This is a genomic window from Sphingomonas sp. ASY06-1R (assembly GCF_052180265.1).
Taxonomy (GTDB): Bacteria; Pseudomonadota; Alphaproteobacteria; order Sphingomonadales; family Sphingomonadaceae; genus Sphingomonas_I.
The window spans coordinates 1899092-1912333 of the sequence record NZ_CP197464.1 but is presented as its reverse complement, the minus strand read 5'-3'; the positions used below and the strand labels follow the sequence as shown (position 1 = coordinate 1912333).

The 13242-nt window shown below is 62.1% G+C and carries 8 protein-coding genes; 5 read left to right on the top strand and 3 right to left on the bottom strand.

Annotation, left to right across the window (positions count from 1 at the left end; genetic code table 11):
• Nucleotides 1-84: 84 nt before the first annotated feature.
• A complete protein-coding gene (locus ACSBM8_RS09230; protein WP_442681325.1) occupies nucleotides 85-1890 on the bottom strand; it encodes an IlvD/Edd family dehydratase in 1806 nt (601 codons plus the stop codon).
• A 218-nt stretch (nucleotides 1891-2108) separates the two neighbouring features.
• On the opposite strand from ACSBM8_RS09230, the gene ACSBM8_RS09225 reads away from it, so the two are divergent.
• Both ACSBM8_RS09225 and ACSBM8_RS09220 read left to right on the top strand, forming a co-directional pair.
• Nucleotides 2109-3479: a sugar MFS transporter gene (locus ACSBM8_RS09225; protein WP_442681324.1), complete on the top strand. Its 1371-nt coding sequence runs from the start codon at nucleotides 2109-2111 to the stop codon at nucleotides 3477-3479.
• A gap of 102 nt (nucleotides 3480-3581) precedes the next feature.
• Complete coding sequence (locus ACSBM8_RS09220) at nucleotides 3582-5036, top strand: GH1 family beta-glucosidase (protein ID WP_442681323.1); 1455 nt, start codon at nucleotides 3582-3584, stop codon at nucleotides 5034-5036.
• A 3-nt stretch (nucleotides 5037-5039) separates the two neighbouring features.
• Here the strand turns inward: ACSBM8_RS09220 and ACSBM8_RS09215 are convergent, their stop codons facing one another.
• Both ACSBM8_RS09215 and ettA read right to left on the bottom strand, forming a co-directional pair.
• Nucleotides 5040-5891 (bottom strand): kinase, encoded by an 852-nt coding sequence (locus ACSBM8_RS09215; protein ID WP_442681322.1) that lies wholly within the window; start codon nucleotides 5889-5891, stop codon nucleotides 5040-5042.
• Nucleotides 5892-5938: 47 nt separating this feature from the next.
• Complete coding sequence (gene ettA, locus ACSBM8_RS09210; RefSeq protein ID WP_442681321.1) at nucleotides 5939-7618, bottom strand: energy-dependent translational throttle protein EttA; 1680 nt, start codon at nucleotides 7616-7618, stop codon at nucleotides 5939-5941.
• Nucleotides 7619-8110: 492 nt separating this feature from the next.
• On the opposite strand from ettA, the gene ACSBM8_RS09205 reads away from it, so the two are divergent.
• From ACSBM8_RS09205 to ACSBM8_RS09195, 3 genes are all read left to right on the top strand, one after another.
• Nucleotides 8111-11275: a TonB-dependent receptor gene (locus ACSBM8_RS09205; RefSeq protein ID WP_442681320.1), complete on the top strand. Its 3165-nt coding sequence runs from the start codon at nucleotides 8111-8113 to the stop codon at nucleotides 11273-11275.
• 118 nt (nucleotides 11276-11393) lie between these two features.
• Nucleotides 11394-12737 carry a M20/M25/M40 family metallo-hydrolase gene (locus ACSBM8_RS09200; RefSeq protein ID WP_442681319.1) on the top strand — a complete coding sequence of 448 codons (1344 nt, stop codon included), beginning with the start codon at nucleotides 11394-11396 and terminating at the stop codon, nucleotides 12735-12737.
• 1 nt (nucleotide 12738) lies between these two features.
• Entirely contained in the window at nucleotides 12739-13176 is a 438-nt protein-coding gene (locus tag ACSBM8_RS09195; protein ID WP_442681318.1) for a nuclear transport factor 2 family protein, read from the top strand.
• Nucleotides 13177-13242: the final 66 nt, after the last annotated feature.

Genomic DNA, 13242 nt, shown 5'->3' with positions numbered 1-13242 from the left:
CGACGCGAGCTGAAAGCGGATGGGGATCGAGGCAGATTTGCGGATGAACGGGGTGACGGAGGCGCGCCGCCACCCCTCGCCGCCTTAATGGTTGTCGCGCGGAAGGCCCCGTGTCTGGGCGATACGCTGATATTTCTCGCTGCCCTCGAGGATCGCACCCTCATTCATCTGACCGACCAGAGCGCGCTGGATTTCCTGCCAGGGCGTCTGCGAGGCGGGATAGGCATAACCGCCCACAGCTTCCAGCGCCGCGCGACGCGCCTGGAGCTCCGACGCCTCGATGAGCACGTCCGCCCGGCCTTTGCCGAGGTCGATCCGCACGCGATCGCCCGTCTTGAGGAGAGCAAGGCCCCCCATCGCGGCCGCTTCGGGCGACGCATTGAGGATGGACGGCGATCCGCTGGTCCCCGACTGCCGCCCGTCGCCGATGCAGGGCAAGGCGTGAACACCTTCCTCGATCAGATAAGCGGGCGGACGCATGTTCACGACCTCCGCCGCGCCCGGATAGCCAATCGGCCCGGCGCCGCGCATGAACAGAACCGTATCGGTCGTGATGCCGGTGGCGGGATCGTCGATCCGATGATGATAGTCTTCCGGCCCGTCGAACACGACCGCCGGACCTTCGAACGCTTCGGGATCGTCGGGGTTGGATAGATAGCGCGCGCGGAATTCCGGACTGATCACGCTGGTCTTCATGATCGCGGCATCGAACAGGTTGCCGGTGAGGACGATGAAGCCTGCCTCGGCGAGCAACGGATCCTCGAAGCGGCGGATCACGCGCTCATCCTCGATCGTGGCGTCCCGGCAATTGTCCCCGATCGTGCGGCCGTTCACGGTGACGGCCTGTTCGTGGATCAGCCCCTGCTTCATCAGTTCGGCGACGACCGCCGGAACCGAGCCCGCCCGATAATAATCCTCGCCAAGATATTCGCCCGCAGGCTGCAGATTGACGAGCAACGGAATTTTATGACCATGTTCCTGCCAGTCGTTCAGCGTCAGCTCTGCGCCGACGTGGCGGGCGATTGCCTGGAGGTGGATGGGAGCGTTGGTCGAACCGCCGATCGCGCTGTTCACGACGATGGCATTCAAAAATGCCTCGCGGGTCATGATGTCGGACGGCTTGAGATCCTCTGCCACCATCTCCACGATGCGCTTGCCCGTATGATAGGCCGATTCCTGCCGGTCGCGGTAAGGCGCCGGAATAGCGGCCGTGCCCGGCAGCATCATCCCCAGCGCCTCCGCCAGCGAGTTCATCGTGCTGGCGGTACCCATCGTGTTGCAGAAGCCGGTCGAGGGCGCCGACGACGCGACAAGCTTGATAAAGCCCTGCGCATCAATCTCTCCGGTGGCCAGCAACTCACGTGCCTTCCATACGATCGTCCCCGATCCGGTCCGCTCGCCCTTAAACCAGCCGTTGAGCATCGGCCCGACGGACAGCGCGATGGCGGGAAGGTTCACCGTCGCAGCCGCCATCAGCAGCGCCGGCGTGGTCTTGTCGCAACCGGTCGTCAGGACAACGCCGTCGATCGGATAGCCATACAATGCCTCGACCAGGCCAAGATATGCCAGATTGCGATCGAGGCCGGCGGTCGGGCGCTTGCCGGTTTCCTGGATTGGATGAACGGGGAATTCCAGCGCGATCCCTCCAGCTTCGCGAATGCCCTCGCGGATCCGTTCGGCAAGCACGAGGTGGTGACGGTTGCACGGGGAAAGATCCGACCCCGTCTGGGCGATGCCGATGATCGGCTTGCCCGACTGAAGTTCCTCCAGGCTCAACCCGAAATTGAGATACCGCTCCAGGTAAAGGGCGGTCATGTCGATATTGTCGGGATTGTCGAACCAGGCGCGGGAGCGGAGCTTGGTGCCCTCGGACGGGCGGCGGTCGGTCATGCTTTTACTTTCGGAAGGGTTCAGCGCGCGCTGACGAAGAAGGACGGAAGGCGGCATTCCGGCTGTCGTGACGACAGCGTATCGGAATGTCGACGTGACGGTTAGACACTCTCCAGCAGGTCGCACCATTGACGGCCTTGCCGCCGATTTATACTCAGACAAAATTAAAAGGGAATGATCCCGATTGGCTGTTTGCCGATATTACGAGAGGATGATGTATGGCCGGTCCGGCTGGTTTGACCCCCCGACCCCTCGGCACCCCGCCAAGCTCTGCATCCTATGGCCCCACCCTCGTTCTGCTGGCCACCCTCTTCTTCATGTGGGGCTTCATAACGGTCATCAACAACACCCTGCTCCCGCATCTGCGGAGCGTGTTTGAGCTGACCTACACCCAGACGACGCTGATCGAGAGCGTCTGGTTCATTGCCTATTTCTTCGCGTCGATCCCGTCCGCGAAGCTGATCGAGCGGATTGGCTATCAAAAATCGCTGGTCGTGGGGTTGGGGATCATGGCTGCCGGCGCGCTTGGAATGGTGCTGTCCGCCAGCTTGCCATCCTTCGATCCTTCCGTGGTGCGGCCGTTGGTCCTGGCGAGCGGAACGATGCTGCCTCCGGTCGCCTATTGCGTGACGCTGGTTATGCTGTTCGTCATCGCGAGCGGCATCACGCTCCTTCAGGTGGCCGCCAATCCCTATGTGGCAGTGGTCGGCCCGGCGGAGACCGCATCCTCACGCCTTAACCTGGTACAAGCGCTCAACTCCGCGGGCACGATGCTCGCTCCGCTATTTGGCGCTTATCTCATTCTGGGTCGCTCCGTTGGCGGCACGAGCCAGGGTCGCGTGCTGACGCCCGCTGAGCGGCTCGCCGATGCCCATTCCGTCGTGCTGCCTTATCTGCTGGTGGCAGTGGTGCTCGTTCTGCTCGCCTTCGTCATCGCGCGCTTCCCGCTGCCTGCCATGGGCACCGCCACGAACCGCGTCGCCAAGGAGGACCGCAAGAACCACTCGCTCTGGCGGCACCGCAACCTCGTCTTCGGCATTCCCGCGATTTTCATCTACCTGATCGCAGAGATCGGCGTCGCCAATCTGTTTGTGAATTTCGTGAGTCAGCCGGACATCGCGAACGTAACCCCCGAATATGCCGGCCGCTATCTGACGCTGCTGTGGGGCGGGATGATGGTGGGCCGCTTCGTTGGTTCGGCGATCATGCAGAAAGTCCGCGCCGAAACACTGCTTGCGCTCTTCTCGATCGGTGCTTTCATCGTGATGATCATCACGGTGTTTGCCCACGGCCCGGTCGCCATGTGGTCGCTTATCCTGGTTGGGCTGTTCCACTCCATCATGTTTCCGACGATCTTCACGCTCGGCATTCGCGGTCTGGGCCCGCTCACCGAAGAGGGATCGGGGCTGCTGATCATGGCCATTGCCGGAGGCGCCCTGGTGATCGTGCAGGGGCGTCTGGCCGACGATTATGGGCTGCAATGGTCCTTCCTGCTGACCGCGGCCTGCGAACTTTACGTGTTGTTCTATGCGCTTTGGGGCAGCAAGCCGACCAACGCGGTGGAGGCACCGGCGCCCGATCGGCCCTAGCCGATTCACTCTCCGGCCGCGCGACGTCCCTGTTTATTTCGCCGGGATTTAGCGTTATCGCGTCGACTGACATCGTTGACATGAATGACAATGGAGAGTCGGATGAAGCGGCGGGATATCCTGAAGTCGGGGTGGGCCCTCGGTACCGGGCTGGCGGTATCCGGTCCGTCGACGATGCTGCGCGCGGCGACAGACAGCGCCCCAGTGGCTTTTCCCCAGAATTTTCAATGGGGCGTCGCGACCGCCGCCTATCAGATCGAAGGCGGCGCGCGTGAGGGCGGACGTGGTCCATCGATCTGGGATACCTTCTCCCATACCCCCGGCAAGACCAGGAACGGCGATACCGGCGACGTCGCCGACGACAGTTTCCATCGCTGGCGCGATGACATTGCCCTCATGAAGCAGCTGGGTATCGAAAGTTACCGCTTCTCGATCGCCTGGCCACGCATCCAACCCAGCGGACGTGGGCCGGCCAATCCCGCCGGCCTCGATTATTACAAGCGCCTGGTGGACGGTCTGCTCGACGCGGGGATCCGCCCCTTCCCCACGCTGTATCATTGGGATCTGCCGCAGGCGCTGGAAGATGCGGGGGGGTGGCCGAACCGCGATACCGCCGATCGCATGACCGATTATGCGCAAATCATGGCCGAAGCCCTGGCCGACCGCGTAACCGCCTGGAGCGTGTTGAACGAAGTCAAAACCTTCACGCAGGCCGGCTATTGGGATGGGGGAATGGCCCCTGGGCGCAAGGACCCGCTTGCTTTCCTGAAGGCAACGCATGTCGCCAACATTGCCAACGCCAATGCCTTTCATGCGCTGAAGGCGGTGAACCCCATAGTGCAGGTCGGCAGCGCTTATGATTGCGCCAACTGCTTCCCGGCGACCGACAGCGACGCCGACAAGGCGGCTGCCGCGCGATGGGATAAGATGATCAATCTTTGGTACTTGCAGGCGACGCTGACGGGGACCTATCCGGAGCTGCTACCCGCTGATCGACAGGCCGAACTGCTGGGCTGGCAGCCCGGCGACGAGGCGCGGTTGAAGGTGCCGCTCGATTTCGTCGGCATCAATTATTACAGCGGCTGGCGCGTGTGGGACGAGCCGAAGGGCAATGGCATTCCCAACCTCAACACGCGGGCTGAATGGGCCTGGTCACCGCGCTCGATCGGTAAATCGGATTTTGGGTGGGACATCGATCCCCCGGGGATCCGCCAGATCCTCAAGCGGATGCAGCAGCTGACGGGTTCCATTCCGATCGAGATCACCGAAAATGGCATTGCCGACAATACGCCGCCCGGCAGCGATGGGCGCATCCACGATGCAAAGCGCATTGCCTATCTGCGCACACATCTGAAGGAATTGCGGCATGCAATGGACGATGGCGTGCCCGTGCGCGCCTATCATTTGTGGAGTCTGATGGACAATTTCGAATGGGCGGCCGGCTATTCGCAGCGCTTCGGCATCGTCCATGTCGATTTCGACCATGGCCAAAAGCGCACACCGCGCGATTCCGCCTTCTGGTATGCGAATGTCATCAAGACCAATACCGTCCCCTAAGCGTCACGAGCGGTACTCAACGTCCGTAATATTGCGACGTCGATCAAGCCTGATCACCATATCGGCATATCCTGGCATGTCTGACAGGATGTGGCGGGTAAGGCGTTCATAATGTTGAATGAAGCGGTGGATCTCGTGGTCGGTCATGCCGCCGGGCCGGGACGCCCGCAACGCATGTTCTTGTTGCCGGCGCCAACTTTCCACCACACTGAAATCAGGCGCAGCGAGCAGAATTAGCCAGTCGAGACGCGCAAATAATTGCCGATAATCCCTCGCCAGCGCATTGTTGACATAGGTGCGCCATGCCCCGTCCGGATCCTCGTCCCGTTCCAGCAGGTTGATCGGCGAGGCAAGCTGCTCGGCGGGTTCGGGACGAGCGCCGACGAACCAGCCTTCCAGGATCAAGATGCGCGTATCCGCCGGTGCGCCATCCCAGTCCAATTCGGGACGACGATCGTCGATGGCTTTGTCGAATCGCGGCAACAAAGCGGGCGCACCGGCACCGAGAGTCTGCAAAACGTTCAGGCCGAGCGCGACGTCGTGGGTGCCGGGCGGTCCGCGGGTCGCGAGCAGTGGATGAACCTGTCGAGCAAGCAGCGCGCGGTCGCTCTTGGTCTTGTAGAGATCGTCCAACGAAAGGATCGCGCAGGCCAGGCCATCGCGCTGCAGCGTTTCGGCCAACTCCAATGCCACAGTCGATTTGCCGGCCCCCTGCGCACCGCATAGGCCTATGACGAATGGCGATCGCTCCGTAAGCGACAACGGTGCGCGCAAGGCGCGCTCGATCAGGCTGGCGGCCCCACCTGCGGGATCGTTTGCGTCGGCTTTGGACTGACGGGAGTGTGGCGGCCGCATGACTGCCGCCCTACCCCGCCACTCGGCAATCTGTCGCGCAGCCCCTCCTAGCGGGTGAGCTTCTTGTAAGCGCCTGCCCCCGGACGATCGGCCGCCTCGCCCAGGCGGCGGCGCTTATCCTCCTCATAGCTTTCAAAATTGCCCTCGAACCATTCGACATGACCATCGCCTTCGAAAGCGAGGATATGCGTGGCCAGGCGATCGAGGAAGAAGCGATCGTGGCTGATAACCACGGCGCAGCCCGCAAAGCTTTCGAGCGCTTCTTCCAACGCGCGAAGCGTCTCGACGTCCAGATCGTTCGTCGGTTCGTCCAGCAGCAGAACGTTGCCGCCCTCCTTCAGCATCTTGGCCATATGCACGCGATTGCGCTCACCGCCTGACAGCTGGCCGACGCGCTTCTGCTGGTCCGCACCCTTGAAGTTGAAGGCGCCGACATAAGCCCGCGTTGCGACGTCGTGCTTGCCGAACGTGAAGCGATCGAGACCGTCGGAGATTTCTTCCCAGACATTCTTGTTGGCATCGAGGTGATCGCGCGACTGATCGACATAACCGAGCTTGACCGTCGGGCCGACGTCGATCTCGCCGGAATCAGGCGTCTCCTGCCCCGTGATCATCCGAAACAGGGTGGTCTTGCCGGCGCCGTTCGGGCCGATCACGCCAACGATGCCGCCTGGCGGCAGAGTGAAGGACAGGTCGTCGAACAGCTTCTTGTCGCCATAGGATTTGGTCAGGCCCTTGGCCTCGATCACCTTGTGGCCCAGCCGCTCCGGGATCTGGATCAGGATCTGCGCACTGTCGGGCCGGCGATCCGCCTGCTTCTCGACCAATTCGTCGAACGCACGGATACGCGCCTTGGACTTGGTCTGTCGTGCCTTCGGGCTTTGCCGAATCCAGGCCAGCTCTTGCTGAATTGCGGTCTGGCGGCCCTTCTCCTCGCGGTCCTCCTGCTCAAGCCGCTTGGCGCGGCCTTCCAGCCATGCCGAATAATTGCCTTCGAACGGCAGGCTGCGGCCACGGTCGAGTTCCAGCACCCAACCAACGACATTGTCGAGGAAGTAGCGATCGTGGGTGACGAGGATGACGTTGCCGGCATAATCGATCAGGTGCCGCTCCAGCCAGGCGACGCTTTCCGCATCGAGGTGGTTGGTCGGCTCGTCGAGCAGCAGCACTTCCGGCTTTTCAAGGAGCAGCTTGGTAAGCGCGACTCGTCGGCGCTCGCCGCCCGAAAGCTTGGTGACCGCGGAATCGCCGGGAGGGCAGCGCAGGGCTTCCATCGCAATTTCCAGCTGGTTGTCGAGCGTCCAGCCATCGACTGCGTCGATCTTTTCCTGGAGCGTGCCCATTTCCTCCAACAATGCGTCGAAGTCGGTATCGTCTTTGGGATCGCCCATCTCGGCCGAGATCGCGTTGAAGCGATCCACCATGTCGGCAACGCCGCGGACGCCATCCTTGACGTTCTCAAGCACCGTCTTGTCGGGATCGAGATGTGGCTCCTGCGGAAGATAGCCCACGCGATATCCTTCGGCCGCCCAAGCTTCGCCCGAATATTCGGTATCGTAGCCGGCCATGATTTTCATCAGCGTCGACTTACCGGCGCCGTTGACACCGATGATCGCGATCTTCGTACCGGGCAGGAATTGAAGATTGATATTGTTGAGCACCGGCTTGTTGGCGCCCGGAAAGGTCTTCGTCAGGCCCTTCATGACGAAGCTATACTGCACGGCCATAAGATGGCGTCTCCGCGTGTCGATGATGTGAGAAACTGTGCGCATGCCGATAGACGGCCCGCTGGCGCTTGCCAACATGGGGATGGCTCAACCGATCTTCAATCGTGCGACAACCGCCGCATCCTTGCCTGCTGCGGATGCCCAATTACGTCCTGCCGCGAACACACCCCCGCGTAATTGCCACGTTTAGCCGCCTTTTCGCGTGGCCATGTTGATAGCGCTCTCAGAGGCTGCGAGGCAGCGGCGCCGTCGTAATCATTGTCCGACGCGTCGCTGGTATTACCGGCATGGCCTGTCGTGTTTCTATCGCAGGCTCAGACCTGGTCACGTGGCGATGTGGCCCCGTAGCAACCACTCAATGATGGTATTACCAACTGGTAAACCAATTGTTGACAGAATCCGACGGCGCGGAATAGGCGGCGATGTGATCGCTAACATAGCGACTTCCAGAGTCGCCTCCGTCGGGGAGGTGATCGAACGAGAGGGATCCTGATGCGAGCTATCTCCGCTCTGCGCGCGGCACTGCTTGGCGCGACCGTCCTGGCCGGCTATTCCATTCCTGCTTCCGCGCAGACCGCGGTGCAGCCTGCCGTACCCGCTGCTGCATCGCCTGCGGAAGCATCCAGCGAAACTCCGGCAACCGTCGGCGCTCCCGCCGCGGCGCCCGCCACCGCCGATCCTTCTGTGACGGGTGACGACACGCAGGAAGTCGTCGTCACCGGATATCGCCGCAGTCTGGCGCAGTCGACGACGTCGAAGCGTAACGCCACCGGCTTTACCGATTCCATCTTTGCGCAAGACATCGGCAAGTTTCCCGATCTGAACATCGCCGAATCGTTCAACCGCATTCCCGGCATTACGATCAGCCGCGACATTACCGGCGAAGGCACCAACGTGGCGATCCGTGGCCTGGGCAGCAACTTCACCCAGGTGACCCTCAACGGTGCGCCCATCGCCGTCGCGTCCAGCGGCGCCACCGACGCTCAGGGCACGGATCGCTCGGTCGACCTCAGCTTCTTCCCGACGGATCTGTTCACCAAGCTGACCGTCAACAAAAGCTACACGCCCGACCTGCAAGAGGGCGGCGCGTCCGGCAATGTCGACATTCGCAACGCGCGGCCGTTCGACAATCCCGGCACGCACGTGACCTACAATCTGCAGGGCACCAAGCAGAGTCAGGCATCCGGCTGGGGCCAGCGCGGGTCGCTCATTGCCAGCCACACTAGCGATACCTTTGGTATCCTTGCCGGTGTCGCCGCCAATCACACGCGCTCGCGGACGACCGGCTTCGAGACGATCGGTTACACCAACCCTAATCTCAGCGCAGCGCAGTTCGGTTCGGCGACGGGCGCCAATTCGACCGGCGGCGGAAACTTTACCATCCCGTCAACCGTGCCGATCAACGCCGGCAACGGCCTCGTGCCGGGCCAGACGATCGATCAGGCGTTCCTGCTCGCCCACAATCCCGGCGCGACCATTCAGCAGATCGACAACGGCTTGATCCCCCGGCTCGGCCGCCCGGCAGACGTCTATGGCAATCGCAATCGCATAAACGGCGTGGTCAGCGCCGAGTGGCGACCGACGGACGATCTACATTTCTACATCGACGGCCTGTATGGCTGGAAGAAGAACGATCTGAAGCGCGTCGACATGAACTGGGTCGGACGCAACGGCGCGGTCATCCCGCTCAACACGACCTATGACAAGACCGATTGCTCCGCAGGCTGCACGGTTACGGGCGGCACCTATGCCAACTCGCAATTCTTCCTGGAATATCGGCCCTACATCGAAACCACCCGTTTCTGGAGCGTCAATCCGGGCGCGTCCTGGAACATCACCAGCAACCTGAAGCTCAACATCCAGGGCAATTACACGCGCAGTACCTTCCATCGTGAATCGCCAAGCGTGGTGGTCATCACCCCGCCCTCCTCGGGCAACACCGTCACCTATGCCAATGACGGCGGCATTCCGCAGATCACGAGCAGCGTCGATCTCAACAACCCGGCGAGCTTCGGCTGGACCGGTGGCGGCCGCGTCAACATTCAGGACGAGCGCCGGAAATATATCACCAAGGGCATCCGCGGTGATCTGACCTGGGGTGACGACAAGCTCAATGTGAAGGTCGGCGCCAATTATGACGACATTTCGCGTCGCATTCAGGCCTTCGACAACAGCCAGGCCTGGCAGAATGCGGTCTGCGGCAACAATCCCAGCGTTTTCGTCCCCTCGCCCAATGCGCAGCCGACCTGCGACGGCCTGAACGCACCCGGCGCAGCCCCCGCCGGCTATCCCGCATATGCCGGCTACGGCACCGGCTTTACGGCGGGGCAGACCGGACCGGTCACCTACGGCGGCTCGCTCATCCCGACGTCGCAGCTGGCGAACTTCCTGCGCCCGGGCCGGGACGGCTATGTCACGGTCGATTGGAACAAGTTCAAGCAGGCGTCCAACTATGACGCCTTCCATGATGCCGCACCGGTCTCCGGTTCGGCCAATACCGGTGCGGCCGGCGGCTATATCCGCGAGCAATCGCCAACCGCGTATTTCTCCGTCAACGGCATCCAGACGATTGCCGATGCCGATCTGCGCTTCAACGTTGGCGTGCGCTATGTCCACACCAAGCAGACGATCTCCGGCCTGGTGTCGTTCACCGATCCGCGCAATCCCGCCAATCCGACGGTGGATCAGCAGGGCAGCCTGTACCCGAATGTCGTCAACACCGTGACGACCAAGAGCAGCTATACGAAGTGGCTGCCCGCCGCGAACTTCGCCTATGACATTGGCGAGCATGCGGTTGCCCGTTTCGCCGTATCGAAGACGATGACCCGTGCGGATCCGAACGCACAGCTGCCGGGCGTTAACTTCTCGTCCCCATCGGCCGACACCGCCTCGCTCGGCAATCCGGCGCTCAGCCCCTACACGTCCAAGAATATCGATCTCGGCATCGAATATTATACCGGGCGTGAGGGTCTGATCAGCGTGGCGGCGTTCCGCAAGGAGCTGAAAGGCTTCACCAATAACGCGATCACGACACAGCCGTTCAGCGCCTTGTCGGCATATGGCATCACCTTCGCCTCCCTGTCGCCGACGCAGCAGCAGGCGATCAACGACCGTGGTGGCCCGAACAACGCGACAGTGCAGGTCTCGCAGCAGGTCAATGCCAGCGGAACGCTCACCGTGAACGGCATGGAATTCCAGTGGGTTCAGCCGCTCGACTTCATCACAGAGCGCTTCGGGGTAAAGGGCTTCGGCTTCAATGCCAACGCCACCATCGTGGATCAAAAGGGTAGCGGCGCCGCTCCGGCGACGGCGCTCGGCGTGGCCAAGTACACGTATAATGTTAGCGGATATTATGAGCGCAACGGCATCAGTCTGCGCGTTTCGACCACGTTTCAGAAGGGGTCGCAAGTGTCGAACGCGAACCAGAACGGCATTCCGTCAGCGGCCCTGTTCACAAACAACTACCGCCAGACCGATTTCTCTTCGATCTTCGACTTGGAAAAGATTTTCGGTCTTCGGCACGGCCCGCAACTTACGTTTGACGTCGTTAATCTGACCAACTCTAAACTGCGGACCTATTTCCAGTTCCCGAATGCAACATTCACGGAGTATAAGCCGGGTCGACAGTTTTTGATCGGGCTTCGCGGCTCTTTCTAAGAACGTCTCTCCCCTGGAGTGGCTGGCTCCCCCCTTGCCGGCCACTCCATTTTTTTTGATTTTCTTCTATACGGACGGCGCGTTGCCAACCGCCTTCCAATTGGCGTAGCGAGCGGGAATGCGCGCTCTCTTTTCGGCGGCCACCGCCCTCCTCCTCGCCTCCTCCGCTTCGTCGGCGCCACCCAGCGACGTTGGCTATGATATCGTCGAAGGTCTGACGACCGAGGTCGGTCAAAGACTGGCGGGAACGGAAGCCGAAGCGCGTGCCCGTACCTGGGCTGTCGCGCGGCTCAAGGCCCTTGGCTTTGCCAATGTAAGGGTCGAACCTTTCGATATGCCGGTCTGGGTTCGCGGCGGCGAAACCGCCGAAATTGTCGCCCCCTTCCCGCAAAAGCTCGTTCTTGCCGCACTTGGAAACAGCGGTGCGACGCCGGAGGCCGGGATCACGGCGGAGATCGTCGGTTTCCCCGGCCTCGATGCGCTAAAGGCCGCACCGGATGCGGAGGTTCGCGGCAAGATCGTCTTCGTCTCGCATCGGATGACCGCGACGCAGGACGGATCCTCCTACGGCTATTTTGGGGCGGCGCGCCGAACCGGTCCGTCGATCGCCTCGAGCAAGGGTGCGGCCGCCATCCTGATCCGATCGATTGGGACAGATCACCACCGCGTGCCGCATACGGGCGTACAGGATTGGACGAACGGCGCGAAGCCGATCCCGGCGGCAGCCTTGTCGGTTCCCGATGCCGAGCAGCTTGAGCGTATCATCGCGCGGGGCAAGCCCGTCCGCCTCCATCTCACGCTGACGCCGCGGATGACGGGCATCCATCCGTCCGGCAATGTCATCGCCGAGGTGCCGGGCCGCGACAGCAAGGCAGGCGTCGTGCTGATCGGCGGTCACCTCGATAGCTGGGACCTCGGTACGGGCGCGATCGACGATGCCGCCGGGCTCGCCATCACCACGGCAGCGGCCAAACGCATCCTGGACGGCCCCAAACCCAAGCGGACGATCCGCTTGGTCTGGTTCGGCGCGGAAGAAGAAGGCGGTTTCGGCGGGAAGGCTTATGCCAAGGCGCACGGCACGGAAAAGCACGCCCTGACCGCCGAGGCGGATTTTGGCGCCGATCGGGTCTGGCAATTCCGCACGCACTTTGCCGATGCGAAGTCCCCGCTGCTCACTGAACTGACGTCCGCACTTGGCGATATGGGTGTCGGTCCGGGATCGGGGGCAGCGCATGGCGGAACGGACATCGGCCCGATGGTTGAGCGCGGCACGCCGGTGATCGATCTGGAGCAAGACGGCACCCGCTATTTCGACATCCACCACACGGCCGACGACACGCTCGACAAGATCGATCGCGCGCAGCTGGATCAGGCCATTGATGCGTGGACGACGATGCTGCGGGTGGTGGTCGATACGCCCGACCCATTGTCCGCATTGCCCGCGCAGCCGCAGGAGGACTGACGTGGCCGTAAGACATGGCTTAGCCTGCGCCTTGTTCCTCTCGGCTGGGGCGGTCGCTGCGCAGACGCTGGATGCTAACACGCAAGTTCGCGCCGCCGCCCAGGCGTTCGAGCAGGCGCAGGTCGAAGGGGATCGTGCCGCGTTGGAGCGGCTGCTTGCGCCGGATTTCCTGCTGGTACGGGCATCGGGAAGGATCGGCGATAAGGCCGATTTCATCGCCGGCTTCACTGATCCGAAGTCCAAGCTGCAGCCATATCAGATCGTCGACCGCCTGTTCGTACGCCCCTCGGACGACAGTGCGATTGTTGGGGGAGAGGCAACGGTGCGTGGAACGGAGAACGGCAAGGCGTTCAGCCAGCATTTTCGCTATTCCGATATGTTTGCCAAGCGCAACGATCAGTGGGTCGTGGTTTACACCCAGATAACACCGCTGCCCTAACAGCCGCGCTGTCCGGATTCGGTCATCTGTGAAGCACTATGCACGGCCGATGATTGGCCATATCCG